Source organism: Bradyrhizobium sp. CSA207 (assembly GCF_029051685.1).
Lineage (GTDB): Bacteria > Pseudomonadota > Alphaproteobacteria > Rhizobiales > Xanthobacteraceae > Bradyrhizobium.
In genome coordinates, this window is sequence record NZ_JAACFT010000013.1 from 192,534 (window position 1) to 217,684 (window position 25,151).

Genomic DNA, 25,151 nt, shown 5'->3' on the forward strand with positions numbered 1-25,151 from the left:
ACGTCGAGCAGTTGAACCGTAGCGCGATCACATCTGCCGGTCGAGGCATGCTGCCGGCCATCTTGCCGTGGCAATCATTCCCTGTAATCTGGCCGAAATTATAAGGGAAAGAGATCGATGGGGGGAGTTCTGGAGGGCGTGCGCGTCCTCGATTTCGGGCGCTATATCGCCGGGCCGTATTGCGCGACATTGCTGGCCGAGTTCGGCGCCGAGGTCATTCGCGTGGAAAAGCGCGACGGCAGCGAGGATCGCTTCGTCGCGCCGGTCGGCGAAGGCGGCGAAGGCGCGCTGTTCCTGCAGATCAACCGCAACAAGAAGTGCATCACGCTCGATCCGATGAGGCCGGAGGGCCAGGAGGTGGTGCGCGCCCTGGTCAAGACCGCCGACGTGGTCGTCGCCAATCTGCCGCCGCAGACCTTGCGCGCGATGAAGCTCGATTACGACTCGCTCAAGGCAATCAAGCGCGACATCATCCTGACGACGGCGACCGCATTCGGCGGGCCGGGGCCCTGGTCCGACCGCGTCGGCTTCGACGGCGTCGGGCAGGTGATGTCGGGTTCGGTGTACATGACCGGAACTGGGGATCCGCCTTACAGGGCCGCGGTGAACTGGGTCGATTTCGGAACCGCGCTGCACTGCGCGTTCGGGACGCTCGCCGCGCTGATCGAGCGCGGCAAATCCGGGCGCGGGCAGATCGTCGAGGGCGCGTTGCTTGCGACCGCGCTGTCCTTCACCAACGCCACGCTGATCGAGCAGGCGGTGATATCAGTCAATCGCGTTCCGACCGGCAATCTCGGCCAGACCGCAGCTCCAGCCGATCTTTATCGCACCAAGGACGGCTGGGTGCTGTGCCAGGTCACGGGGCATCCGCTGTTCATTCGCTGGGCCAGATTGATGGGTGAGGAGGCGCAGTGGCTGAACGATCCGCGCTTTGCCGACGATCTCAAACGCGGTGACAACGGTCCCGTTATCAGCGCGCGGATGGCGCGCTGGTGCGCCGAGCGCACCACACAGGAGGCTGTCGACACGCTGGGAGCTGCGATGATTCCGGCCGGTCCGGTCCTCAGCCCGCAACAGGCGCTGGATCATCCGCATATTCGCGCCGCCGGATTCATGCAGGATGTCGATTATCCGGGCCTGCCGAAACCCGCACCGGTCGCGCGCGCGGCCGTCCGGCTGTCTGAAACGCCGGGAGAAATCGCAAACCGTCCGCCGCTGCTCGGCGAGCATACCGATCTTGTCCTCGCCGAACTCGGCTATGACGCGGCCGCGATTGCGGCGCTTCGGCAAGGCGGGATCATATAGCGGGAATGCACCGCTGCGCGCCGGCGCTGCTCGTCACCCGTTCAGCAGGAACGAAACCACGGCCGGCGGAATTCTACCGCAGGCGTGCGGCGTCGGCCGTGCAAGCATCTGACGGTGGAAGACCATGAGGGACAGCAAGTCGGATGTCGCCGACATCAGCAATGCCGTTCACCTCTGCATCGACATGCAGAACATCTTCGCCCGTGGCGGTCTCTGGGAAACGCCCTGGATGGAGAGGGTCGTTTCTCGCGCTATTTCTCGCGTTTGCCTGCAACCGTCACTTCGCGCTAGACTTGATAGGACGCGTGCGTTCGCACGGCAAATCCCATATGCATGGCGATGGACCGCCGAATCGAATTTAGTTCGGCTCGCGTGCAATTGACGATCGTTGACGACCAGAAACGGATTAACGTGCGGCATTCCCCAAAAGCTCGGCCGGCCAAAACTTCGCGAACCAGCTCGCGAACCAAGAGCCTGCCAAAGAAGCGTTCGCCAAACAGGCGCTCGCCGAACAAGAGGTCGCCAAAGACAAGCAAGGCGGTGCAACGCGCTGCGATCTCATCGTCGTCGCCGCTTGGCATGATGGCGCTTCATCTGCTCGCCCAATGGAAGCAGTCCGGCCGCAGCGGCCTCGTGTTTCTCGCCGAGAATGAGAGCAGGGCGGAGCGGCTCGGCAGCGTCATTCATGCGCTCGACCCGTCCTGCGAGGTGCTGGTGTTTCCGCGATTGAACACCTTGCCGTTCGATCAATTGGAGCCGTCGCGCGAGATCGCAGGGCGCCGCGCCTCGGTGCTGAGACGTCTTGCGAAATCCAAACGCCCGATCTTTCTCATCTCGACTGCCGAAGCCGTGATGGAGCGCCTGCCGCCGCCGGCGAGTCTCTCACGCCTGAATATCAGCTTGAAGGTCGGCGGCGCGTTCGCCGAGCAGGAGCTTCGCGCGCGTCTCGAAAGCCTTGGATACGATCTGGACGAGGAGCCGGATTATCCGGGCGGCGGCCTGTTTCATGGCCAGACATTCGAGATATTTCCCGCCGGCGCGCTTGGTCCGTTCCGGATAGAGCATTCGGCTCGCGCGATACGCCGCATCGTGGCGTTCGACCCGAAACAGCACGACATCATTTTCGAGACCCGGGAGCTTCTGGTCGATCCGATGTCGGAGCGGCTCGGCTTCGCCGGCAAACGCGGCAAGCGCGCGACGCTGTTCGAATATTGCGGACGAGCCAAATGGATTGCGGATGCAGGGGTCCCGCTGCATGCCGATGGCTGGCTGAGCACGATCGAGGAGGCGGCGGGCCGCGCCGACAGGGAGCGCGAATATTTGGGCCCGCGCGAATGGAAGCAGGCGAGCAGGGGCATGAAGGTGTTGCCGCAGGCTGCCCGATTCCAACCGACGCCGGAGTTTTCAAAGCTGACGTCCTCCAGGAAAGCCCTTCGCGGCTTCGTCGAAGAGACGCGGCGAGCCGGTTCGCGGCTGATCTTCGTTGCAGCGCAGGAGGAGGATCTGCGTGCGATGGAGCGGATGAGCGGCGTCAGGGCGGAGCGTCTGGCGGATTGGAACGAGGTGACGAGCGGACGCGATCGCGAAGCGGCGCTGCTGGCCGATTTCGATGCGGGCTTCGTCGTCGCCGGCAAGAAGGCTCTCGTCGTCGTGACGGCTGCCGACGTGCTCGGCAGCCGGGCGCATCATCCGCAGCCGATGGCCAGAAGCGGCAGCGCAGCCTTCGATCATGCCGACGTGCCGGAGCAGGGCACGGTGGTGGTCCATCTCCAGCGGGGCCTTGCCGTGCTCGATGGCTTGCAGACCGTGAACACGGGGGGCGGCGCGTGGCGCGAGATGGTCAGGCTTGGGTTCACTGGCGACAACGCGGCTCTCGTCCCGCCGCCTGATCTGGCCTTGATGTGGCCCTATGCGGCCGAGCGCGGCAAAGTGGCTCTCGACAAGGCGGATGGCAGCACGTGGTGGGCTCGCCGCACCGAGGCTGAGCGGGAGATTCAGATCGCCGGCAAGGTGCTCGCCAAGCACATCAGTCAGCGCCGCCGGCGGCGCGCTGCGAAGCTGGTTCCGCCGGGCCCCGTCTACGAGAAATTCGTCGCGCGCTTTCCCTATTTCACGACGAGCGGCCAGGCGGCAGCCATCCGCGATGTGCTGGATGATCTTGCATCCGGCCACCCGATGGACCGCGTGGTTTGCGGCGACGTGGGATTCGGCAAGACCGAGGTGGCGCTGCGGGCGGCGGCCGCCGTGGTGCTGTCGGGCAAGCAGGTGGCGATTGCGGTGCCGACGACCGTGCTGGCACGGCAGCACGTCGCAACGTTCAGCAAGCGCTTCGCTCCGTTCGGCATCGAAGTGGGCAGCCTATCGCGGGCCGCGTCAGGCGCGGAGGTGCGGGCGACGAAAGAGCGCTTGCGCAGCGGCCGGATGAATATCGTGGTCGGCACGCAGGCGCTCGCTTCGAAGGACGTGAAGTTCGACGATCTTGGCCTCGTCATCGTCGACGAGGAGCAGCATTTTGGCGCAGCCGAGAAAGCGAAGCTGTCGGCACTGGCCAAGAATCTCCACGCGCTTTGGATGAGCGCGACGCCGATCCCGCGGACTCTCGCCGCCGGTCTTGCCGGCTTCAGGGATTTGAGCATCATCGCCTCGCCTCCGGTTCATCGGCTTCCGGTCGCAACCAGAATCGCTCCGTTGTCGGATGCCGCCATCGCCTCGGCGTTGCTGCGCGAGCAAAGGCGCCACGGGCAGAGCTTCCTGATCTGTCCACGCATCCAGGATCTCGATCCACTGCTGGCACGCGTGCAGGCGGTGGCGCCCGATCTTCGCATCGTCTGCCTCCATGGCAGATTGCCTGCCGACGAGATCGACGACCGGATGATGAGCTTCGTCGAAGGGGGAGCCGACGTTTTGCTTGCGACCAACATCGTGGAGAGCGGCCTCGATATCCCGCGCGCGAACACGATCGTGGTGTGCTGGCCTGAAAAATTCGGTCTTGCCCAGCTTCACCAGTTGCGCGGGCGGGTGGGCCGCAGCGGCATACGCGCCTTCGCATATTTGCTGACCGAGACGGCGTCCGGTCAGTCCGAGAAACGGCTTGCAGTTCTCGAGGAGTTCAGCCGGCCGGGCGCGGGCTTTGCCATCAGCGAGCGCGATCTGGATCTGCGAGGTGCGGGGGATCTGTTTTCGGAAGCGCAATCCGGCCATGTCCAGGTCTTCGGACCCGTGCTCTACAGCCACCTCCTGAAAATGGCATCGGAAAAGGCCGATGACGGACGAATCGAGATGTGGGTGCCCGACCTCAATCTGCCGGTCGCCGACATGCTTCCGGAAACCTATGTGCAGTCGGAGCCCGTGCGGCTCGAACTCTATGCCCGTGCCGCAAGGTGCCTGAGCGAGGACGATGTCGACGATCTGGAGGAGGAAACCTCCCGCCGTTTCGGGCCGCTGCCGCCGATGGCGCGCGACTTCTTTGCAGCAGCCAGGCTGAGGCTTGAATGCAAGCGCAGAGGCATCGTCCGTCTTGATGTCGGCCCCGAGGCGGTGGCCGCGACGTTCCTGCCGGGACGGTTACGGAAATCCAGGGGACGATCGCTGCAGCGCGATGGCGATCGCGTCGTCTACCACAGTCCGATGCGGGATGCCTCGTTCGAGCGGGTCGAGGAATTGCTCGACCTTCTCGACGACACGTGATGGCGGCAGCGGGATAGGACGCGCAGCGGAGACCGCACCGCGACTTCTTCGCGCTCGGGAACCGCACGCAGTGCCCCCGGTTGGTCGGGATGCGGACGGCTGCATGAGCCTGGCGCAGACCTCGAAGATCCCAACCCCAAATGACCGGCGTGAAAGGACAGTAGATGCTGGAAGAGAAACTCAAGGAAGCCATCATCGGCGAGCTGAAGCGGCAGGCCGCCAACAGGCCACAATCGCTGAAGGTCGAAGGCTCCTCGGAAGAGTTGGTCGTCAACGGCAAGATCGATCTTGCCGTTCTGGTCATGGTGATCGCGGGCTCGGTTGCCGGCGGGCCGTAGCGCGTTCTCATCTTGCTGCGTCATAAGACCCTCATGGTGAGGAGCGCCACCGGGTCCGCGCAAAGCGCGGCCCGATGACAGGCTCCGCGCGTCTCCGGACGATGCTTCGCATCGCCGGGCGAACCATGCAGGCCCGGATCTCACCCGGGGCCATCCCTCGAGACGCGCGTTCCGCGCTCCCCAGGATGAGGAGAAGAGTGGGTTGACGCAGCAGAATTAAAGCAGGGCTTTCAGCTTCAGCGCGTCGGCCGGCGCTGCGCTCTTCTGGTCGTTGTCGAAATAGACATAGACGTCGCAACCCTGTCGTTTCCACGACTTGATGCGGCGCGCCCACTGCGCGAGCGTCGGCCGCGAATAGTGGCCGTGATAGCGGCCGCCGGGGCCATGGCCGCGAACATAGACGAATTCTGCCGTGCGCTTCCACGGCGCCGGCGCGTCATGGTGGTCCGACAGGCAGAGCGAGATGTTCTCGTCGGCCAGCATCCGCAGGATGCGGGGCTGATACCAGCTCGGATGGCGGAATTCGAAACTGTAGCGGCGCTTCTTCGACAGCAGCTTGAAGAACGAGGCGAGGCGGTCGGCGTCCGCCTCGAATTGCGGCGGCAGCTGGAACAGGATCGGCCCGACCTTGCCGCGCAGCAACGAAATGCGGTCCTCCAGCAGTTCGAGGCTGTTGACGGAGCGGTCGGACAGACGCTTCCAATGGGTGATGAATTTCGACGCCTTCCAGGCGAAGACGAAGTCGCCGCCGGTCTGCTCGCGCCATCCTTTGACGGCCTCCGGCGTCGGTGTGCGATAGAATACGCCGTTCAGCTCGGTGGTATCGAATTGGCTGGCGTAATAGCGAAGCTGCTCCTTGAGCCGTAAGCCCTCGGGAAAGAACGGGCCGCGCCAGGATGCGTAGTGCCAGCCGGAGGTGCCGATCAGAACGCGCGCCATTTTTCACGTGCCCGTCCGTTGCCGTCACTGGTTGCGCTACTCGGGTAGGCCGCGCTTTCCCGGAAGGGGAACGTCCATGGGGCGGATACGTTTCTTGTCGGGATGGACATGCAGGCAGGAACCAACCCAGGAGCCAATCGATGTATGCGCTGTTCGAAGGCAACAAGCAGATCGGCAGTCCGTTTTCCTCCGAGAAAGAGGTGTGGGAGGCGGCGCTGATCGAAGGACTGGTGACCGACGTTCCCGTTGCGGACGAGGAGGGCGGTCGGCTTCTCCCGGCCGGCTATCACGTCGAGCGGGTGGACGAGGTCTGCGAGCCGCGGCCGGACTGGAAGCTGCCCCGCGAGATATCGTGAGCGGCTTCGAGTGCTGGCGCACATTTGTTAGAGCGGGATAAGTTTTGGCTGAATCGATGCGGGCGCGGCGAATCACCTCTCCCGTAGGGAGAGGTCGGATCGCATCGAAAGATGCGATCCGGGTGAGGGGTTACGGCCTCACTGAGCGCTGCGGCCCCTCACCCGGATTGCACTGGACGATGCTTCGCATCGCCAGGCGCAATCCGACCTCTTCCCGCTGGGGAGAGGTGAACCGCGGACAGCCGACCGAACTTGTTTCATCATTGATTATTCGCCGACAGCGCCGTCTTTGCGACCTCGGCCATCCAGGTGGATGCGACCGGCAAAATCGCATCGTTGAAATCGTAGCGCGGGCCGTGCAGCTCGGCGCCGTCGCGCAATTCCCCGTTGCCGATCCAGACGAAGGCGCCGGGCCGCTGCTGGAGGTAGAAGGCAAAGTCCTCGCCGGCCATGCTGGGCGCGAGATCGCGCCGCACTTCGGCTTGCACTTTCTCCGCAGCCATCCGCGCGAGGGCCGCTTCGGCCGGCGTGTTGATGACGACGCCGACACCCATGACGATCTCGGGCGTGACCTTGACGCCAAAGCTCGTCGCGATGCCGGCGCAGGTCCGTTCGATTCCGCTCAGGATGACGTCCTTGACGCCGTCGCGATGAAACCGCAGCGTGCCGCGGATCACCACACGCCCGGCGATCTGGTTCGCCGCCGTGCCGCCCTCGATCGTGGACAGCGAGAGCACGGCGGTGTCGAGCGGATCGACGCTGCGCGAAACGATCGATTGCAGCGCGACGATGAGGTGGCCGGCCGCCATCACCGGATCGCGCGTCAAATGCGGCATGCCGGCGTGTCCGGCATGGCCGTCGATGGTGATGGTGACGCGTCCGCCGGAGGCCATGACGACGCCGTCATGGACCGCGATGGTGCCGGCCTCGAGCCCCGGCCAGTTGTGAAAGCCGAACACCCGGTCCATCGGAAAGCGCTCGAACAGGCCGGCTGCGACCATCGCGCGCGAGCCGCCAAAGCCTTCCTCGGCGGGCTGGAAGATGAAATCGACGGTGCCGCTCCAGTCCGTGTCGTCCACCAGCAGCGCCGCCGCGCCGAGCAGCGAGGCCGTATGCCCGTCATGCCCGCAGGCATGCATCACGCCGGGATGGCGTGAGGCATGGGGCAGGCCGGTGTCTTCGGTGATCGGCAGGGCGTCCATGTCGGCGCGCAGGCCAACGCGGCCCTGCGCAGACCCGCGCGTCAGCGTCGCGACGATGCCGTGCCCGCCGATGCCGGCCTCGAAGGGAATGCCGAGCTCGGTCAGCTTCTCCTGCACGAAGGCGGCGGTGGCCTTCTCCTGGAGCGAGAGTTCGGGATGCGCATGCAAATGCCGGCGCCACGTGGTCAGTTTCTGGTGCAGTTCGGGTGTCAAGGTTTTGAACCTCTGGTGTCGGTTCTCGCCACCATAGCGGAATATGCGCCCCGTGATAGCTGCCACGAGGGTCGCTCCCCTCCCAACGGCAGGGCAATCACATATGGCCTTTTGGCGCAGCCTGAGCGCGCGCCTCGTCCTTCGAGACGACCGCTCTGCGGTCTCCTCAGGATGAGGCTTAGCGGCATTGGTGCTCGTTGAATACTGCTGCCGCGCACTCCGTCCTCATCCTGCGGAGCCCGCCTAAAGCGGGCGTCTCGAAGGATGAGCCGCAGGGATGCCGCTCTCAAATGCGATAGCCCTCGCGCAAGCGGAAGAGGTAAGGAGGAGGCCACGCGCTACGGCGCCAGCTTCGCCAGCCCCTTCCAGTCGAAGCTGATGCCGTGGCCCGGCCACACGGGGGCGAGTGCCATGCCGTCTTCGAGCACCAGCGGGTGCTCGATATAGGTGTCGAGCCCGAAGCCGTGGGCCTCCAGATAGGAACGGTTCGGACACGCAGCGAGCAAATGCACGGTGATGTCGTGCGCGCCGTGGCTGGTGACGGGCAGGTTGAACGCTTCGGCGAGCCGCGCGATCTTCATGAAGGCGGTGACGCCGCCGCAATTGGTGACGTCGGGCTCGGGATAGGACACCGCGCCACTGGCGATGTAGTTCTTGAACTCCCACAGCGAGCGCAAATTCTCGCCGGCCGCGATCGGCACGCCGCCGGCCTGCATGATGCGCGCGTGTCCCGCGACGTCGTCGGGAATGATCGGCTCCTCGAGCCAGGTGAGGTCGAACGGCACGAACGCACGGGCGGCGCGGATGGCTTCCTCGACCGTCCACTTCATGTTGGCATCCGCCATCAGCGGAAAGCCGTCGCCGAGATGTTTTCGCATGGCAGCGACACGCGTAGCATCGGATTTGAGGTCGGGCCGGCCGACCTTCATCTTGATGGCGCGAAAGCCCTTTGCGAGATTGCCGTCGGTCTGCTTCAGAAGCGCCTCCACCGAGAGATCGAGGTCGATGCCGCCGGCATAGCAGGGCACGCGCGAATCGTAGCCGCCGAGCAGCCGGAACAGCGGCAGCCCCGCGCACCGCGCCTTCAAATCCCACAGCGCGATGTCGAGCGCAGAGAGCGCCAGCACCACAGGCCCGCCGCGCCCGCCATAATGCAGGCCCCACCAGACATGATGCCAGATCGCCTCGGTGTCGCCGGCCTCGCGTCCCTCGACCAGCGGCGGAATCTCGCGCGTGAGGATGTCGGCGACAGCGCCGCCATTGCGGCCGACGGTGTAGGTGTAGCCCACGCCTTCGGTGCCATCGGCATCGCGAATGCGGCAGGTGATCAGCTCGAACGCCGCGATCGCGCCATGGGTCGAGTCGGAGAGCGTGACGGGGAGGGGGATCCGGTAGAATCCGGTCTCGATGGTCGCGATGCGTGGCATGTTTCCTTCCTGCTTTTTCTTTGCAGGCTAGGCCGCGGGGTGTCGCTCGGCAACCGCGTTTGCGGCAACCCTGACTCCTCTTTCGCGAGCGAATTCGTAGGGTGGTTAGCGAAGCGTAACCCACCACTTCTCGCCTCGCGGCAACCAAAGTGGTGGGTTACGCCTTCGGCTAACCCCACCCTACGAGTGCATCTCGACAGCTCACCGCATCGTTGCAAGCTGCAATGCCAGCGCGCAGCCGCGCTCATATTCGTCGAGATTGATCCATTCGTCGATGGTGTGCGCCTCGTTCTGGCCGGCGCCGAAGGTCACGGTCGGAACCCCGTGGCGGACCATCCAGTTCGCATCGAGGCCGCCATTGGCGGCGCGGACGTTCGGCGTTCCGCCGACGGCGGAGACCGCTTCGATGGCGCGTTTGACCACCGGCAGATTGTCCTTCATGCGGAATGGAAAATAGTCGGTCTCGGCCTTGAACTTGACTCGGCCGGATTTTCCTTGCGCGTTGGTGACCTTCCTGGCCGCTTTCTCGAAAGCGGCCTTGTAGGCCTTGGTGATCTCCTTGAAGAACTTTCCGTCGTGACTGCGGCTTTCGCCGCGCACGTGCACGTAGTCGGTGACGACGTTGGTGGCGTCGCCCGCGGGGCGGCCCTCGCCGCCGGTGACGGGACCGACATTGCTGGTGCCCTGCCGCTTGCCCTTCACGACCTTGCCGAACCAGCCGCCGGCCTTCACCTCGGCGAGTGCAAGCGCGAGGATCATGGTCGAGGAGATGCCGCGCTCCGGCGCGACGCCGGCGTGCGAGGCGCGGCCGAAGATCTCGACAGTCCAGCGATCCGCGCCGACGGCGCCGATGATGACGTTGGAGGCGGAGCCGCCGTCATAGTTGAAGGCCATCACCGGCGAGCCGAGCTCATCGGTATTGACGTGGCGCGCGCCATAGAGCCCGCTCTCCTCGCGCACGCAGAACAGCAGCGTGATCGGCGGATGATCGAGCTTCTGCTTGGCAAGCTCGGCCGCCAGCGTCACCAGCACGCCGCAGCCGGTGCGGTTGTCGCCGCCGAGCGCGGTCTTGGCCTCGTTGACGACCTTGCGCCCGGAGAGTTTCGGCCTCGCGCCGGCGCATAGCGGCACGGTGTCCATGTGGGTCATGAACATGATGCGCGGCTGGTTGTGCAGCGCGCCGCGGCCGGGCAGGTCGACAATGAGGTTGCCGGTTTCGGTCGGCACGGGAATGCGCGTGTTGGCGTCGTCGAGCCGGATTGCGCCCGCCGGCACGCCGACCTCCGTCAGCGCGGCCGAAAGCTCGCGCCCGATCGCCGCCTCCTGTCCGGTGATGCCCTCGACGGCGAGAAAGCGCATGAGGCGGTCGGTGGCGGCTTTGGTGTCGACGGGCATGAGTTGTTCCTTGTGATGCACGGTACGTGTCAGCATCTCCTGCTGTAGGTTGTTTCGCAAGGCTGCCTCAACGCATGAATCGCGGCGTTGCGTTGCTATCCACGCATGGTCGCAGAACCTCGCGTCCTTGGTTCGCGCCGCCGCCATGCTGAAGGCGGTATTAGCGACCTCAAACCGCCCTGTGATCTCCGTCACCGACCCTATTCGCGGGTTCATGCATGGTGCCTCCACGCTGCGATTGGGCAGCCGGAAAAAGGGACATCGCCATGTCTGCCTATCGCACCACTCTTCTTGCCTCCGTCCTCGTCGTTGGGCTCGGCTCTGTCGTCGGCACGCGCCCGGCTGCGGCGATCGACTTGAGCTTCCTCAATCACATGAACCCCGAATATACGAAGTGCATCCGCAATGTGCACTCGCAGCTGCTGCCGCAGTATCGCAATGATCGCAAGATAAACGACGCGGCGGTCGAAGCGTGCAACCACGCGCATCCGATGTTCGGGAAGGGTTGATCCCGCGCCATGCTGGCCCTCAGCGTCGACCCCGAGAGCTCGCCAGTTGCAGCGGGCTCTTCGGGCTCGTCAACGACGCACAGTTGGGCTCCATGGCATAGGCGGAGGCGGTCGCTCGCCGCACAGCGGATGGAGGTCGGACCAGTTCCTGTCGTTCCGACAGGCCAGGCATGGGCGACAGCAAGCGCGTGTGCGAAAGTGACGCGAGCGTTCTGATTGGAACGTGCGGCGTGCAACCTTGTTTGGCCTAATCTCGTTTGGCAAATGCGCCGCGAAAGTGCCGATCCCTGCTGCGAGGAGATGCCGCCATGACCGTCGACTTCAATCATACGATTTTGTCCGCGCACGACAGCAAGGCCTCGGCTGACTTCCTTGCCGAGATGCTGGGGTTGCCGGCGCCGCGGTGTTGGGGACCGTTCCACATGGTCAAGACCGACAATGACGCCAATCTCGACTACATGGAGACCAAAGGCGACATTGCGCATCAGCACTACGCCTTCCTGGTCGGTGACGCCGAGTTCGACGCGATCTTCAATCGGATTCGAGACAGGAACCTGCGCTACTGGGCCGATCCCGGTCGGCAGAAGGCCGGCGAAATCAACCATCATGACGGCGGCCGCGGTCTCTACTTCGAGGATCTGAACGGACACCTGCTCGAAATCATCACGCGTCCCTATGGAAGCGGCGGCTGGAATCCCTAGAAGCGAAGGCTTGAAATGATCGCGCGATGCTCGCAATGTCGCCGGCGCGGAAAGCGCAAGTGGCATCAAGCGGCATCATGTATCTCGGCATTGACCTCGGCACGTCTGCCGTCAAGATCGTTCTCGTCGACGACGCCCAGCGCGTGGTGGCGAGCCGCAGCCGGCCGCTGACGGTCTCTTCGCCACATCCCGGCCATTGCGAGCAGGACCCGGCGCAGTGGATCGAGGCCACATTCGCGGCACTGGATGCACTCAAGGCCGATCACGCGCGCGAACTGGCCGAGGTCGAGGGCATCGGCCTGTCGGGCCAGATGCACGGCGCAACGCTGCTGGATGCCGGTCAGAGGCCGCTACGGCCCTGCATTCTCTGGAATGACGGACGCTCTGTCGCCGAATGCGCCGAGCTGGAGCGGCTCTGGCCAGCATTGCGGGCGACCACAGGCAACAAGGCGATGCCGGGATTCACCGCGCCAAAACTGCTGTGGGTCGCCAGGCACGAGCCGGAGATCTTCGCCGCCACGACGCTTGTGCTGCAACCCAAGGCCTATCTGCGCCTGGTGCTGACCGGCGAGGCGATCGAGGATGTCTCGGATGCCTCGGGATCATTGTGGCTCGATGTTATCAGGCGCGATTGGTCGGACGAGGGGCTTGCCGCAACCGCGCTGTCGCGCCGCCAGATGCCGCGTCTGGTCGAGGGCTGCGCGCCGGCGGCACGGCTGCGCAGCGAAATGGCGCAGCGCTGGGGCATGAGGCGGCGGCCGATGATCGCCGGCGGCGCTGGCGACAATCCGGCGGGAGCGATCGGTATCGGCGCCATCAGCCGCAGCGCAGCCTTCATTTCGCTCGGAACCTCCGGCGCGCTGCTGGTGCCGAGCGAGACGATCGCGGCCAATCCGGAGCGGGTCGTCCACACCTTTTGTCACGCCGTCCCGGGCAGGTGGATACAAGCCGGCGCGATCCTCTCGGCGGCCTCGTGCCTGGCCTGGATCGCGCGGCTGCTGCGAGCGTCCGAATCTGACCTGCTGGCGCCGCTCGGGCTGTGCCCGAAGGCGCCGTCGCCCGTCAGCTTCCTGCCTTATCTCGCGGGCGAACGCACCCCGCATGATGACCCGGATGTACGCGGCATGCTCGACGGGCTCAGTCACGCCACCGATCGTGACGTGATCGTGCAAGCCGTGCTCGAAGGCGTTGCCTTCGCGCTTGCGGATTGCCGCGACGTGCTTGCCGAGACTGACCTTGCGATCGCGGAGGCGGATGTCATCGGCGGCGGCTCGCGGTCGCGGTTCTGGCTTGCGGTGCTGGCCAATGTCCTGAACATCCCCGTGCATCGCTTTGCCGAGGGCGAGACCGGCGCCGCGTTCGGCGCAGCGAGGCTCGGGCGGCTCGCGGTCACCGGGGAGGCGATCGAGGCCATCTGCACCGCGCCGCAGCGCGTCGAGACGTTCCAGCCCGAGCCCGCGCTCGCGCAAGCCTATGCGGCGCGGCTTGCGCAATGGCGCCGCCTGTACCGGCCGCCGCACTGACCGCGATACGCAAAGCATCGCGATCGGGCGCAAGGATGGTGCGCGACGATGTGGCGAAGAAAAGGCATGACGTCCGAAGATCGGTTCCGTCCGACAAAGATAAATCCGCCCCCGACCGTTGGTCGGCTCGCGAGAGCTATTGCCCTGCGCCGCAGCCTTTTGTTTAATGCGCGCACTCGCGCCAGGGACAGAACGAGACGCGGGTGAGATGCGATGCCGCCGTCGGCGCGTCGGGGAGGTGTGATGAGCGAGCCCATCCTCGAGATGCGCCGGGTCTCCAAGTCTTTCTTCAGCATCAAGGCGTTGCGCGACGTCGACCTCACCGTCTATCCGGGCGAGATCCATGCCTTGATGGGCGAGAACGGCGCCGGCAAATCCACGCTGATGAAGATCCTGTCGGGCGCCTACCGGCCCGATCCCGGCAGCGAAATCCGCATCGACGGCCAGCCGGTGCAGATCAACGGCCCGCACGGCGGCCGCGCCGCCGGGATTGCGATCATCTATCAGGAGCTCTCGCTCGCCCCCAATCTGAGCGTCGCCGAGAATATTTACCTCGGCCGCGAGGTCTCCCGCGGCGGCTTGCTGGCGCGCGAGGCGATGCAGGCCGGCGTCGGTCCGATCCTGGCGCGGCTTGGTGCCGATTTCACGCCGCAGACGCTGGTTGCCAATCTCTCGATGGGCCAGCGCCAGCTGGTCGAGATCGCCCGTGCGCTGCACGCCCGCTCAAGAATCCTGATCATGGACGAGCCGACCACGGCGCTGTCGGCCGGCGAGAGCGAACGGCTGTTCGCCCTGATCCGCCAGCTGCGCGCCGAAGGTCTTGCCATCATCTATATCTCGCATCGCATGGACGAGGTCTACGCGCTCGGCGACCGCGTCACGGTGCTGCGCGATGGCACGCTGGTCGGCTCGCTCGACAAGGGCGAGATCCGCGCCGACGCCATCGTGCGGATGATGGTGGGACGCGACGTCTCGTCCTTCTACAAGAAGGATCATGATCCCCAGGCGCGACCGGGCGCGCCGGTGCTCGCGGCCGTCGACATCGGCGACGGGCGGCGCGTCAAGGGATGTTCGCTGACGGTGCATGCGGGCGAGGTCGTCGGCCTTGCCGGCCTGATCGGCGCCGGCCGCACCGAGCTTGCACATCTCATCATCGGCGCCGCGCCCATGACCTCCGGCCATGTCGAGATCGAGGGCCGCACGATCTTGATTCGCACGCCCGGCGAGGCGCTGGACGCGGGCATCGCCTACCTCACCGAGGACAGGAAGGCGCTCGGCCTGTTCCTCGACATGTCCTGCCTCGACAACATCAATCTGGCGGTGCTCGGCCGCGATGCGAAGTTTGGCGGCATCCTCGACCGCGACAAGGCGCGCGAGCGCGCCAAGCGCGCGTTCGCTGGGCTCGGCATCCGCGCGGCGAATGTCGGCGTTCCCGCCGGCGGGCTCTCCGGCGGCAACCAGCAGAAGGTGCTGCTGTCGCGGCTGCTGGCGATCGGCCCGAAAATCCTGATCCTGGACGAGCCGACGCGCGGCGTCGACGTCGGCGCCAAGTCCGAGATCTACTCGATCATCGACAACCTCGCAAAAGCAGGCACCGCGGTGCTCGTCATCTCGTCAGACCTGCCCGAGATCATCGGCATCTGCGACCGCGTCATCGTGATGCGCGCAGGGCACATTGCCGGCCAGATGCGGCGCGGTGCGACGCCGCTCAGCCAGGAGGAGATCATGGCACTTGCCACCGGAACGGAGCAGCTCGATGCCTGAGAACGGCGCTTCCGCCAAAGCCGCCCCCGCCAAGGCCGCCCCCGCCGGGTCCGGCCTTGCGGCCGCACAGGAGACCAAGCGGCAGCGCACGCGGATGATCATTCGTGCGGTCGGCATGCTGCCGGTGCTGCTGCTGCTGTGCATCGGCTTTCATGTCCTGTCGGACGGCCGCTTCTTCACCGGCCAGAACATCGGCATCGTGGTGCAGCAGTCCGCGGTCAACACCGTGCTGGCCGCAGGCATGACCTTCGTCATCCTCACTGGCGGCATCGATCTGTCGGTCGGCTCCATCCTCGCGGCCTCGGCGATGGCCGGGCTGATCATCTCCAAATTCCCCGATCTCGGGGCGCTGTGGCTGCCGGTCGCGGTGCTCACCGGCGCGGTGTTCGGCATCCTCAATGGCGCCTTGATCGCACTGTTGCGGCTGCCACCCTTCATCGTCACGCTGGGGTCGTTGACCGCGGTGCGCGGCGCCGCGCGCCTGCTCGGCGCCGACACCACGGTGTTCAATCCGTCGATACCCTATGCCTTCATCGGCAACGGCGCGCTGACGCTTATTCCCGGCGTCGTCTCGATTCCCTGGCTCTGGGTGATCGCGCTGCTGGTCATCCTGGTATCGTGGCTGGTGCTCAAGCGCACCGTGCTCGGGGTCCACATCTATGCGGTCGGCGGCAACGAGAGCGCGGCGCGGCTGGCCGGCATCAAGGTCTGGGCCGTGCTGATCTTCGTCTACGGCGTCTCCGGCCTGCTCGCGGGCCTCGGCGGCGCCATGCAGGCGGCACGTCTCTACGCGGCCAATGGCCTGCAGCTCGGCCAGTCCTACGAGCTCGACGCCATCACCGCCGTGATCCTGGGCGGCACTTCTTTTGTCGGCGGCATCGGCTCGATCTGGGGAACGCTGGTCGGCGCGCTGATCATTGCGGTGTTGTCGAACGGCCTGATCCTGATCGGCGTGTCCGATGTCTGGCAATATGTCATCAAGGGCCTGGTGATCATCGGCGCGGTGGCGCTGGACCGCTATCGGCTGCAGGGCTCGGCGCGGACTTGAAAGCATGATCCGGAAAAGTGTGAAGCGGTTTTCCGAAAAGATCATGCTCAAATAAGAAGCGCGAAGAAACGCGCGGCGCCGTCATATCTATTCCGTCACGGCAACTGGTCGCCGTGGCGGAGATTCAAACAGACCAGGGAGGAAGCCAATGTTGAAGACGATCTCGTTTGCCGGCGCCGCGATGGCGCTCGTCCTGAGCTCAGCACCGACCTCAGCCAAGGAGCTCAAGTCGATCGGCATTTCGCTGGGCTCGCTCGGCAATCCGTTCTTCGTCGCGCTGTCGAAGGGCGCGGAGTTCGAGGCCAGGAAGACCAACCCCAACGTCAAGATCACCACCGTCGGCTTCGAGTATGACCTCGGCAAGCAGGTCACGCAGATCGACAATTTCATTGCCGCCGGCGTCGACCTGATCCTGCTCAATCCCGGCGATCCCAAGGCGGTTGGCCCTGCGATCAAGAAGGCGCAAGCCGCCGGCATCGTCGTCGTGGCGGTCGACACCGCCGCCGAAGGCGCCGACGCCACGGTGACCACCAACAACGTCCAGGCCGGCGAGATCTCCTGCCAGTACATCGTCGACAAGCTGGGCGGCAAAGGCGATGTGATCATCGAGAACGGCCCGCAGGTCTCCGCGGTGATCGACCGCGTCGTCGGCTGCAAGAACGTGCTCGGCAAGAACCCCGGCATCAAGGTCTTGTCCAACGACCAGGACGGCAAGGGCTCGCGCGAAGGCGGCCTGACGGTGGCGCAGGGCTATCTGACCCGCTTTGCCAAGATCGACGCCGTCTTCGCCATCAACGATCCGCAGGCGATCGGCACCGATCTTGCGGCGCGCCAGCAGCAGCGCACCGGCATCATCATCACCGCCGTCGACGGCGCGCCCGACATCGAAGCCGCCCTGAAGGACGCGCAGTCTGCGCAGATTCAGGCCTCCGCCTCGCAGGACCCGTTCTTCATGGCCCGCCGCGCCGTGCAGGTCGGCGTCGGCATCCTCAACGGCCAGAAGTCGGCATCCACCGTCGAACTGCTGCCGTCGAAACTCGTGACGCGCGACAACGTCAAGGAGTACAAGGGTTGGACCTCGGACCGCTCGCAGTAGGAGCAGGGGACAGCCGGCGCCGCATGCGGCGCCGGCTGGCTTGCTGGGTGCAGCCTGCTCAGGTTCGGATCCTCCCCCCAAAAGTCCGCAGACTCTGTCGCGCCATAAGTCCGACGTCGGCCGTTCAATGCGAAGCGAACGTCGTCGCTCTTTTCCGCCATGACCGCATGTGACCCATTGCGGGCTAGAGCTGTCATGTGGCGAGCGACTGAACCGCTGCCCTATCTTTTGACCTTGCCGTTCACGAATGAAATCAACTGCCTGATAGTCGTCTCGCCGCGCTAGGTATTAGCTAGACTCCGGTAACTCATAGAGCTCTAATATGTGTCTTGCTCCACATCACGATAGGAGGAACTCACATGAGAGAACTCTTGGTGATAGCAGGCTTGCTCGCATTCTCACTCCCGGCGACTGCACAAGACACGCCGACGCGAGTCACGCCGGAGGCACTTGCGTGGGCGGAGAACCCGGCTTTTCCGAAGGGCGTCCAAATTGCAACTCTCGTCGGCGACCCGACGAAAGCAGGGGATGTGGTCGTCTTACGGATAAAGTTTCCTCCTAACTTTCAAATGCCACCGCACACTCATCCCTATTCCGAAGTTGTGACTATCATCAGCGGCAACATCGGGACTAGCCACGGCGACAAATTTGAGAAAAAGGGCGAATTGTTAAAGCCGGGCTCGTTATGGGTCTATCCAGCAAAGCACTCTCACTTCGCTTGGACCGGAAATGAGGAGGGGATTCTCCAAGTTCAGTTCGTCGGTCCCGGAGGCATCGATTACATCAACCCAGCGGACGATCCGCGCAAGAAATAATCAGACCCAGCGTCTCTTGCGACTCGGCGCTTCTGACTAGAGGATGCGCACACAGCGGGATCACGTCCGTCAGTGGCCCCATGGCTGACCCGCTAGGGCGAACCAGGCATCTCCGGTCTTAAATGCAAAACGGACATGGACTACTCGCAGTCTGGTCAGATTTATGAGTACACGCCCTAAGCCGAAGATCGTGCGCCTGCGTCGTCCCAAGCCTTGATACGGTTGTGTCTTGATACGGTTGTCAAATGCGTCAGACGGAGCGGCGACGGCTCCTGCCGCCGTCACCGTGCAGCCGAACGGCCGCGTGTGCCAGGCGACTCGTCCCTGGGGTCTTGCCGTTCGTCCCACCCCGTCGCCATTGATCCCCGACACTTCACCTCCCGTCACGACGTGCTTTCCGGCGGCAGAACGTGTCGGGCAGACTTCCGGTGTCGGCGGGTCCGGACAAGTCGATCTCTCGGATTGGCACTCGGCTGATCGTTGCGGACCGCGCGCAGACCTTAAGGAGATGACGCATGCACCGAAGACGTCTGCTACAGGGCGGGATTGCGACGATGATTGCACTTCAAACCGACCTCCAGCCGTGGTTCCCGCGCAGGGCCATTGCGAATGTGACGCCGGGTCGCGTCCGGCCGGGAATGCCTGGTTGGCCTGGCGATTCCGACTGGGCCACGCTGAACACGGCCACCGGAGGCCGGCTATCGAAGGTCGTGATGCCGAGGCTGGATGGGCCGGACGGTAAAGAGCTGCTCGCAAACCCCTTCGCGATCGGCGACCAAGCCGGCTTGACCCAAAGTTCCGGCTGGCTCGATGCGTGGCGATCAGCCCCCAGTGCCTACATGGTGGCGGCCGAGACCGCAGCCGACGTGGCCGCCGCCGTGCGCTTTGCTGCCGCCCACAATTTGCGTCTCGTCGTTAAGGGGCGCGGCCACAGCTATTTCGGAGCATCGTGCGCGCCGGATTCCCTCCTGCTCTGGACGCGCGGGATGGACAACATCACCGTCCACGACGCCTTTAGCCCGGCCGGATCGGGCGCTGCGGCCGTCCCCGCGGTCTCGGTCGGCGCCGGTGCCATGTGGCTGCACGTCTACCAGGCGGTGACTGGCGGCGCGGCACGTTATGTGCAGGGCGGCGGCTGCACCACCGTGGGCGTGGCAGGGCTCGTTCAAGGTGGCGGGTTCGGCAGCTTTTCCAAGAAATTCGGGACGGCAGCCACGAGCCTTCTCGAGGCCGAGATCGTGACGGCGGACGGCGCCGTCCGCACCGTCAATGCCGAGCGCGAACCCGACCTGTTCTGGGCCCTGAAGGGTGGAGGCGGCGGCACGTTCGGTGTCGTGACGCGCCTGACGCTTGCGACCCATCCGCTCCCCGACACGGTCGGCGCCGTGAGCCTCACCCTACGTGCCCATTCCGACGAGGCCTACCGTCGGCTGCTTGGGCGCTTCCTCGAGCTCTATGCGAGCGCGCTTTGCAATCCACATTGGGGTGAGCAGGTGCGCGCGCGTCCGGACAATCGCCTCCAGGTGGCGATGACCTTTCAGGGCATCACCAAGGACGAGGCCCGGGCGGCTTTCAAGCCATTGCTCGACTTCGCCGACGCCAATCCTGCCGACTACGAGGGCCAAACCTCATTCGCCGTCGCGAGCGTGCCGGCGCGCTATTTCTGGAACGGCTGGCTTTATCGCCTGTTCGCGCGATCAGTTGTCAATTTCGATAGCCGGCGGCAAGCGTCATGGACCGACTTCTGGTGGGCCGGCGACGGCGAGCAGGTCGGCGCCTTCTGGCAGGCCTACACCTCGGCATGGCTTCCGTTTTCGCTGCTCGGGCCGGAGAACCGGCCGCGCCTCCTCGACGCCTGGTTTGCGGCAAGTCGGCAGTGGGCGGTCGCGTTCCACTTCAACAAGGGGCTCGCCGGCGCGCCGAGCGAAGCGATCGCGGCGGCGAAGGACTCTCCTATGAACGCCGATGTGACCGATGCTTTTGCGCTCGCGATCATTGCGGCCGCCGGGCCTCCGGCCTTCGACGGCTTGCCGGCGCCGAACCTTCCCGGGGGCATCGATCACCGCGCGCACGTCAAGGAGGCCATGGCGCGTTTGCGCTCGGCCGCGCCCGAAACCGGCTGTTACGTCAACGAATGCGATTACTTCCAAACAGATTGGCAGAAAGCGTTCTGGGGCGACAATTACGCGCGGCTGCTCGCGATCAAGCGCCGCTACGACCCCGACGGGCTTTTCTTCGTCCATCATGGCGTCGGCAGCGAGGGTTGGAGCGACGATGGATTCACGCGGTTCGAGTAGGAATTACAGAATTACAGTGACAGTGCACTTATTGACTTTTCGCTCCCTGGCCGCGGTGCCGCTTGGATTGAATGCACTGTCACCGTAATTCGGAGTGATTTCAGCACCGTCGTGGTTGCTTAACTGGGCCGTGCCGAAACGACTAGCATCGCCCGTTTCGTTACTGCGTCGGCAGAACCAAAGCACGAGGTGGGGCTACATTCCTAGAGAAGATCTCCTCGACTTCGGAACGCATGGTCTCGCGGCATTCGCACGCCACCGCTGCGAGCCGCGATGGGTCGATCTCGATTTCACATCGCCGTTCAGATTTGATCGCTCCGGAAGCGCGCAGATTGCGCATCAGGAGCGTCACCGTCGTTCGTCGCACTCCCAGTATTTGCGAAAGCGCCTCCTGGGTGAGCGGGAGGACGTCGTGGTCGACGCGGTCGCGAAGATGGAGCAGCCAGCGTGCCATGCGGGCTTGGACCGGATGCAGCGCATTGCAGGCCCCGCCGACTTGAAACTGAATCACCATGGCCTTGAAGTGAATCTGGATTGCATGGCGGATCGCGGGGCTCTGGTTGAAAGCGGCGTGGAATCGCGATGCGGGAATCCGCGAGGCGGTGCCCGCGGCACGAACGATGGCGGTAACGGCCGCAGGGGACGGCCCCAGCACGGAAAGAGTGCCTACGGCTCCCTCGCGCCCTATTGCGGCGCTGGCGACCGTCTGCCCGTTCGCCATGTCGATCATGACCGAAATGGCGCCACTGTGAGGAAAGAGGACGTGCTCGGTCTGGTCACCCGCCCGCGAGACGACCGCGTCCCGATCGAGCGCGACGATCTCGAGCTCGGGTGCCAGCAGATCGAGGTCTGCCGGCGGTAGTGCCGCCAGAAGTCGGTTACCAATTCCGCTGGGAAGCGTCACTGTAGCCCCCCGCGAAACATCCGCCGCATCGCATTTCGAGCGGCATAGGGCGGCAGCTTCAAACTTTGTTTAAATCCACCTACGCTTCGCGCTTCGAAATCCAATTCAGCTGCGGAAGCTCTCAATCTCAAAAATAAAGCTCCAAACACACGCGACCGCGAGGCGAGTTTTTATCTTGCAGGATCATTGACGACTAAATCCAAGCGCCACGAGACACAATTGCAAAATGCGTATGGGTAACACCGTAGGGAGTTCCAATTTCCGGCTTGCGGCAAACGCTGCGGCGATCTTCGAACAATGATGCGCGATTAATGCCGCGGATCACGATCGGTGCGTTCCACGCGATGATGCGCGCACTCTACGCGAAGCGGGCGTCTAGGAATTCGTCCCACCGGGACTCGATGCCCGGCATTTCCGCGCATGCAGACGAGGTAGTCATTTGGTCCGTAAGTGGCCCCAAGGCGAAGATCTCTTGAACCGGCGTAATGTCGGCTGTCGGTAGCAAACCGGAAGGAAGTTCAGCCTGGCATCTACCGCTCCTTCTGACCCCTTCCGGACATTCAGGAGCCCTGATGAGGATCTCTCTCGATCGTGCGGGCACACGTTTCGCCCATCCGGACATCTATCCGTAATAGCGCGCTCCTGCGGAAACGACCGAGGCGACTAGGCCAAGAGCCAGGATCGTCGCCATGAGGATTCGGACTTGCCTGATGCTTCCTTCCGTGGCCATCAAACCATTACTCGACAGCGCACGGCGAAAGCGTTGCCACGGTGCGAAATAGAGGTAGCCGTAGAGCGCAATTGCAGGGATCCCGATCACCATATTCGCGCGATGAATGCTCGGAATGTTAGCGAATCCGCCGAACTCCAGGAACACCATGGTGATGCCAGTGGTGAGGATCAACACAAGACTAATCCAACCCCAGACAAGGAAGCGTGACAGAACGCGATGCCACAATGACAGCGCGGTCGCCGGGTCCAGCGGACGGACACTTGGCTGCAGCACGACACACAACAAGAAAAGGCCACCAAGCCAGATAATGGCCGCCAGAATGTGGATCGCCAACGCTGCGGCCATGCTTTCTCCTTCGCCACCGCCACCGATGTGGGTCGCGCGGACGCCAACCGACGATTATCGGTCCTTGGCCTTACCTCAGTGCGCCCATAGCTGTGGCTTGAGCCGCGCCCGGCAACGATTTGAGCTTCACTGCAATCGCAAAGTGAATGAAGAGATAGATCGGAACGAGCATCGACGGCACGAAGGCCCATGGCAACGTAGACATTGCCAGCGTGCCTGGCCCCTCAGTGAAAACGCGGAACGGTGTACCTGGCGCCGAGAGCAGGCCGAGCACGATCGCCACGACCAGATCGAGGGTGCCGAACGCGTTCCAAAGAACAATCCATGGCTTAGGAATCTGGAAGCCTAACGCAAGCATCGCCGCAAGCGGAAGCGCCAAAGCACCCGTGATCATGTCCCCTATACCAGCGGACGGCGCAAATGGCGCCGACAATCGTCCATCCCAATAAAGTAGTAGGAAGAAAAGGCCACCCAGGCGCCCGGCATGCACCGCCACGAGGGCCGGTAGGGACACCGACAAAAGCGCGCTACGGACTTGCGAAAAATACCAGCTTCCAAACAGCAGCACGAGCAATCCCGTGAACGGCAATAACGTTGCTGGAAGCGGGCCGAGTGCACCTGGTGCCAAACTGCCGAAGGCAGCGGCGGCGGAAATGAGTGCGAGCCACGCGGCGGCGGCCGCAAAGATGACGAGCCTAGTCATGGCTCGAGCCGGCGATAAGCCGATCAGCACCCCCACTACTGTCGCGTACAGTGCTGTAGCAAAAATTGTGGCGATAAGGTCGAGCATAGCCATCTCCTATGCAACTGCGCCCGCTAATGGCGGAACCTCGATGGCTCTCGATCGCCATGTTCGCGCGGCACCCGCCTTCCTATCGGTGCGCCAGAGAACTTGACATAAGATAGGGAACAGGATGTTCGGGACCAAAGGACAATAAGGGCTGAGATGTTCACTACCGGACGATTGGTCCCATTTGTTCGGAAATAGCGGGAGGACCGATGAAAAAAGCGATAGATCGCCGTGCGGCCCGTACACGGCGGGCGCTTCATGATGCGATGATTTCGCTGATCCTGCGCAAAGGCTACGAAGCCACGACAATCCAGGACATTATTGACGAGGCGGATGTCGGCCGCTCGACCTTCTATGCCCACTATACGGGCAAGGAGGACCTCCTGCGTGGCGGCTTTGAAAGACTTCGCACCGACTTGACGGAGGCGCGAGACAGTTACTCTCCTCGTCGGAGGGCGCGGCGGAGCGAGCCTCTAGTATTCAGCCTTGCGATGTTTCAGCACGCGGACGGCTATAAAGATGTCTACCGCGCTCTCGTGGGGCGACGTGGCGGCGCCGTCGCGGTGAGCGAGATCCGCCGTGTGTTGTCCGAATTCGTGAGACAAGAACTGTCGACCGTGGAGCGGAATGGTGCAATCCCGCGGGAACTTGCACTACAATTCATCGTGAGCGCATTTCTTACCGTGCTGACGTGGTGGCTCGAGCGGAAGCCCGAGCTGGCGCCGACTGCGGTCGACGAGATGTTCCGACGGCTGGTGATCAAAGGAATCGGATCGTCAACCGGTCTCAGGGTTCGCAGCACATGAGCCATGCGTGCGGTCAAACGATCGCTCCTGGCCCCAAGGCGAAGATCGCCATCGCGTCCGGAACGTCGGCAGTCGGGGCCAGAGCGGACATCGAGAAGACGCGGGCAAATCGACGCGAATGACCCAAAGCAGACCGCCGCCTCCGACGAACGGAACCGCCCGTTAATGCCTCGCTAACCGGAAACGATAACTCCGTCGCCGAAGACCGCTTCGTCGCTCGCGAGTGTCGGGTCATCAATCCTTTGCTATCTTTGAGCGAACATAGCCGGTCCATGCGTGAAGCAGCTTTCCTCTTTGCAGTTAGCGTTTTCAGTCCGCCCGGCATAGTCGGATTTATATTGGCAATGGCACTGAGCTCACTGCTGTCTTCAAGACGATGGCTCGATGGAAGCCTAGCCTTACTGTTGAATTTGCCAGCCATCTCATACTGGCTAAGTTGGAGTGTCCATACCGGCGCCACTATGACCAGCTCTGAGATCGGTTCGACATTGCTTCTATATATCGGAATTGGCGGCTTGGGTGTTGGCTGGATAACAGGTGTCCTAATCCGCAGATTGATTGTACGCAGGTAGTTCGCTTGGCGCGCTGAAAGCTCTGCGCATGGCCCGAAGGCGACTTGAGAGCCCGCTCGTTCGATGGCTGCAAGTGGCCCATACCGACGAAACCCAGCGTTCGTCCGCGAGTCGGCTGCCGAGGGTAAACCGGACCTGACCGAGCATCGGTAAGATCGACGCGCTTGACCCTTAGCTGACCTTCAGCAGGTCTGCCTGCGGCCAGTGTGGCTCCGCCGCTGGAGCGGCCGCTGATGACTTGCGCAGAGGTTCATAGAGCAACGCTGTCTGCCAGAGTCGAACGTCGCATGACGTAACCTCATTCCTCAAGACTTCGCCGTTGCGGGTATCTGACCGAGCTCGAACGGACCCGGCTCGAAGAAGTCCTCGATCGATCCGACCTTTGC

The 25,151-nt window shown here is 63.8% G+C and carries 21 protein-coding genes and 1 pseudogene; 14 read left to right on the forward strand and 8 right to left on the reverse strand.

Annotated elements, in window-relative coordinates; translation table 11 throughout:
* The first annotated feature begins 117 nt into the window (after positions 1 to 117).
* Both GWG65_RS17010 and GWG65_RS17015 read left to right on the forward strand, forming a co-directional pair.
* Positions 118 to 1,305, forward strand: a complete 1,188-nt coding sequence (locus GWG65_RS17010) for a CoA transferase (protein WP_275196710.1) — start codon at positions 118 to 120, stop codon at positions 1,303 to 1,305.
* A gap of 124 nt (positions 1,306 to 1,429) precedes the next feature.
* Positions 1,430 to 1,549 (forward strand): annotated as a pseudogene (locus GWG65_RS17015) (cysteine hydrolase); the annotation flags it as partial.
* Positions 1,550 to 1,592: 43 nt separating this feature from the next.
* On the opposite strand, the gene GWG65_RS17020 reads toward GWG65_RS17015, so the two are convergent.
* Positions 1,593 to 1,886, reverse strand: a complete 294-nt coding sequence (locus GWG65_RS17020; RefSeq protein WP_275196733.1) for a hypothetical protein — start codon at positions 1,884 to 1,886, stop codon at positions 1,593 to 1,595.
* Here GWG65_RS17020 and GWG65_RS17025 point away from each other — a divergent pair.
* Both GWG65_RS17025 and GWG65_RS17030 read left to right on the forward strand, forming a co-directional pair.
* Positions 1,885 to 4,992 carry a DEAD/DEAH box helicase gene (locus GWG65_RS17025; protein WP_275196711.1) on the forward strand — a complete coding sequence of 1,036 codons (3,108 nt, stop codon included), beginning with the start codon at positions 1,885 to 1,887 and terminating at the stop codon, positions 4,990 to 4,992. The genes GWG65_RS17020 and GWG65_RS17025 overlap by 2 nt on opposite strands.
* A 164-nt stretch (positions 4,993 to 5,156) precedes the next feature.
* The gene (locus GWG65_RS17030; RefSeq protein WP_275196712.1) at positions 5,157 to 5,330 is read left to right on the forward strand and encodes a hypothetical protein; all 174 of its coding nucleotides are present in this window, start codon (positions 5,157 to 5,159) and stop codon (positions 5,328 to 5,330) included.
* Between the two features lie 216 nt (positions 5,331 to 5,546).
* Here the strand turns inward: GWG65_RS17030 and GWG65_RS17035 are convergent, their stop codons facing one another.
* Positions 5,547 to 6,269 carry a DUF72 domain-containing protein gene (locus tag GWG65_RS17035; protein ID WP_275196713.1) on the reverse strand — a complete coding sequence of 241 codons (723 nt, stop codon included), beginning with the start codon at positions 6,267 to 6,269 and terminating at the stop codon, positions 5,547 to 5,549.
* A 140-nt stretch (positions 6,270 to 6,409) separates the two neighbouring features.
* Between GWG65_RS17035 and GWG65_RS17040 the strand changes: the two genes are divergently transcribed.
* Entirely contained in the window at positions 6,410 to 6,625 is a 216-nt protein-coding gene (locus GWG65_RS17040) for a hypothetical protein (protein WP_275196714.1), read from the forward strand.
* Between the two features lie 260 nt (positions 6,626 to 6,885).
* On the opposite strand, the gene GWG65_RS17045 is transcribed toward GWG65_RS17040, so the two are convergent.
* The 3 genes from GWG65_RS17045 to GWG65_RS17055 all read right to left on the reverse strand — a co-directional run bounded on the left by GWG65_RS17045 (position 6,886) and on the right by GWG65_RS17055 (position 10,862).
* The gene (locus GWG65_RS17045; RefSeq protein ID WP_275196715.1) at positions 6,886 to 8,040 is read right to left on the reverse strand and encodes an amidohydrolase; all 1,155 of its coding nucleotides are present in this window, start codon (positions 8,038 to 8,040) and stop codon (positions 6,886 to 6,888) included.
* A gap of 338 nt (positions 8,041 to 8,378) precedes the next feature.
* Entirely contained in the window at positions 8,379 to 9,467 is a 1,089-nt protein-coding gene (locus tag GWG65_RS17050) for a mandelate racemase/muconate lactonizing enzyme family protein (protein ID WP_275196716.1), read from the reverse strand.
* Positions 9,468 to 9,668: 201 nt separating this feature from the next.
* Positions 9,669 to 10,862, reverse strand: coding sequence for a M20/M25/M40 family metallo-hydrolase (locus GWG65_RS17055; protein ID WP_275196717.1), 1,194 nt, complete (start codon positions 10,860 to 10,862; stop codon positions 9,669 to 9,671).
* 266 nt (positions 10,863 to 11,128) lie between these two features.
* On the opposite strand from GWG65_RS17055, the gene GWG65_RS17060 reads away from it, so the two are divergent.
* The 8 genes from GWG65_RS17060 to GWG65_RS17095 all read left to right on the forward strand — a co-directional run bounded on the left by GWG65_RS17060 (position 11,129) and on the right by GWG65_RS17095 (position 20,615).
* Positions 11,129 to 11,371, forward strand: coding sequence for a hypothetical protein (locus GWG65_RS17060; RefSeq protein ID WP_148741738.1), 243 nt, complete (start codon positions 11,129 to 11,131; stop codon positions 11,369 to 11,371).
* A gap of 308 nt (positions 11,372 to 11,679) precedes the next feature.
* Complete coding sequence (locus GWG65_RS17065) at positions 11,680 to 12,072, forward strand: VOC family protein (RefSeq protein WP_275196718.1); 393 nt, start codon at positions 11,680 to 11,682, stop codon at positions 12,070 to 12,072.
* A 77-nt stretch (positions 12,073 to 12,149) separates the two neighbouring features.
* Entirely contained in the window at positions 12,150 to 13,595 is a 1,446-nt protein-coding gene (xylB, locus tag GWG65_RS17070) for a xylulokinase (RefSeq protein WP_275196731.1), read from the forward strand.
* A gap of 243 nt (positions 13,596 to 13,838) precedes the next feature.
* Positions 13,839 to 15,359 (forward strand): sugar ABC transporter ATP-binding protein, encoded by a 1,521-nt coding sequence (locus GWG65_RS17075; RefSeq protein WP_275196719.1) that lies wholly within the window; start codon positions 13,839 to 13,841, stop codon positions 15,357 to 15,359.
* On the forward strand, positions 15,352 to 16,407 hold the full coding sequence (locus tag GWG65_RS17080; RefSeq protein ID WP_275196720.1) for a ribose ABC transporter permease: 1,056 nt from the start codon (positions 15,352 to 15,354) through the stop codon (positions 16,405 to 16,407). Before GWG65_RS17075 ends, GWG65_RS17080 begins: the two co-directional genes overlap by 8 nt.
* A 148-nt stretch (positions 16,408 to 16,555) precedes the next feature.
* Entirely contained in the window at positions 16,556 to 17,503 is a 948-nt protein-coding gene (locus GWG65_RS17085; RefSeq protein WP_275196721.1) for an ABC transporter substrate-binding protein, read from the forward strand.
* Positions 17,504 to 17,862: 359 nt separating this feature from the next.
* Positions 17,863 to 18,318, forward strand: a complete 456-nt coding sequence (locus GWG65_RS17090; protein WP_275196722.1) for a cupin domain-containing protein — start codon at positions 17,863 to 17,865, stop codon at positions 18,316 to 18,318.
* A 554-nt stretch (positions 18,319 to 18,872) separates the two neighbouring features.
* Positions 18,873 to 20,615, forward strand: coding sequence for an FAD-binding protein (locus GWG65_RS17095; RefSeq protein ID WP_275196723.1), 1,743 nt, complete (start codon positions 18,873 to 18,875; stop codon positions 20,613 to 20,615).
* Between the two features lie 160 nt (positions 20,616 to 20,775).
* Here GWG65_RS17095 and GWG65_RS17100 read toward each other — a convergent pair whose 3' ends face one another.
* The 3 genes from GWG65_RS17100 to GWG65_RS17110 all read right to left on the reverse strand — a co-directional run bounded on the left by GWG65_RS17100 (position 20,776) and on the right by GWG65_RS17110 (position 23,387).
* Complete coding sequence (locus GWG65_RS17100; protein ID WP_275196724.1) at positions 20,776 to 21,519, reverse strand: Crp/Fnr family transcriptional regulator; 744 nt, start codon at positions 21,517 to 21,519, stop codon at positions 20,776 to 20,778.
* Positions 21,520 to 22,141: 622 nt separating this feature from the next.
* Positions 22,142 to 22,597, reverse strand: coding sequence for a hypothetical protein (locus tag GWG65_RS17105; RefSeq protein ID WP_275196725.1), 456 nt, complete (start codon positions 22,595 to 22,597; stop codon positions 22,142 to 22,144).
* Between the two features lie 70 nt (positions 22,598 to 22,667).
* Positions 22,668 to 23,387: a hypothetical protein gene (locus GWG65_RS17110; protein ID WP_275196726.1), complete on the reverse strand. Its 720-nt coding sequence runs from the start codon at positions 23,385 to 23,387 to the stop codon at positions 22,668 to 22,670.
* Positions 23,388 to 23,596: 209 nt separating this feature from the next.
* On the opposite strand from GWG65_RS17110, the gene GWG65_RS17115 reads away from it, so the two are divergent.
* Positions 23,597 to 24,193: a TetR/AcrR family transcriptional regulator gene (locus GWG65_RS17115; RefSeq protein ID WP_275196727.1), complete on the forward strand. Its 597-nt coding sequence runs from the start codon at positions 23,597 to 23,599 to the stop codon at positions 24,191 to 24,193.
* Positions 24,194 to 25,151 lie beyond the last annotated feature (958 nt).

What these genes read in the sequence shown, in the direction of transcription:
- GWG65_RS17010 (WP_275196710.1), top strand. Translation starts at nt 118, where the DNA reads ATGGGGGGAGTTCTGGAGGGCGTGCGCGTCCTCGATTTCGGGCGCTAT.
- GWG65_RS17025 (WP_275196711.1), top strand. Translation starts at nt 1,885, where the DNA reads ATGATGGCGCTTCATCTGCTCGCCCAATGGAAGCAGTCCGGCCGCAGC.
- GWG65_RS17020 (WP_275196733.1), bottom strand. Translation starts at nt 1,886, where the DNA reads ATGCCAAGCGGCGACGACGATGAGATCGCAGCGCGTTGCACCGCCTTG.
- GWG65_RS17030 (WP_275196712.1), top strand. Translation starts at nt 5,157, where the DNA reads ATGCTGGAAGAGAAACTCAAGGAAGCCATCATCGGCGAGCTGAAGCGG.
- GWG65_RS17035 (WP_275196713.1), bottom strand. Translation starts at nt 6,269, where the DNA reads ATGGCGCGCGTTCTGATCGGCACCTCCGGCTGGCACTACGCATCCTGG.
- GWG65_RS17040 (WP_275196714.1), top strand. Translation starts at nt 6,410, where the DNA reads ATGTATGCGCTGTTCGAAGGCAACAAGCAGATCGGCAGTCCGTTTTCC.
- GWG65_RS17050 (WP_275196716.1), bottom strand. Translation starts at nt 9,467, where the DNA reads ATGCCACGCATCGCGACCATCGAGACCGGATTCTACCGGATCCCCCTC.
- GWG65_RS17055 (WP_275196717.1), bottom strand. Translation starts at nt 10,862, where the DNA reads ATGCCCGTCGACACCAAAGCCGCCACCGACCGCCTCATGCGCTTTCTC.
- GWG65_RS17060 (WP_148741738.1), top strand. Translation starts at nt 11,129, where the DNA reads ATGTCTGCCTATCGCACCACTCTTCTTGCCTCCGTCCTCGTCGTTGGG.
- GWG65_RS17065 (WP_275196718.1), top strand. Translation starts at nt 11,680, where the DNA reads ATGACCGTCGACTTCAATCATACGATTTTGTCCGCGCACGACAGCAAG.
- xylB (WP_275196731.1), top strand. Translation starts at nt 12,150, where the DNA reads ATGTATCTCGGCATTGACCTCGGCACGTCTGCCGTCAAGATCGTTCTC.
- GWG65_RS17075 (WP_275196719.1), top strand. Translation starts at nt 13,839, where the DNA reads ATGAGCGAGCCCATCCTCGAGATGCGCCGGGTCTCCAAGTCTTTCTTC.
- GWG65_RS17080 (WP_275196720.1), top strand. Translation starts at nt 15,352, where the DNA reads ATGCCTGAGAACGGCGCTTCCGCCAAAGCCGCCCCCGCCAAGGCCGCC.
- GWG65_RS17085 (WP_275196721.1), top strand. Translation starts at nt 16,556, where the DNA reads ATGTTGAAGACGATCTCGTTTGCCGGCGCCGCGATGGCGCTCGTCCTG.
- GWG65_RS17090 (WP_275196722.1), top strand. Translation starts at nt 17,863, where the DNA reads ATGAGAGAACTCTTGGTGATAGCAGGCTTGCTCGCATTCTCACTCCCG.
- GWG65_RS17095 (WP_275196723.1), top strand. Translation starts at nt 18,873, where the DNA reads ATGATTGCACTTCAAACCGACCTCCAGCCGTGGTTCCCGCGCAGGGCC.
- GWG65_RS17105 (WP_275196725.1), bottom strand. Translation starts at nt 22,597, where the DNA reads ATGGCCGCAGCGTTGGCGATCCACATTCTGGCGGCCATTATCTGGCTT.
- GWG65_RS17110 (WP_275196726.1), bottom strand. Translation starts at nt 23,387, where the DNA reads ATGCTCGACCTTATCGCCACAATTTTTGCTACAGCACTGTACGCGACA.
- GWG65_RS17115 (WP_275196727.1), top strand. Translation starts at nt 23,597, where the DNA reads ATGAAAAAAGCGATAGATCGCCGTGCGGCCCGTACACGGCGGGCGCTT.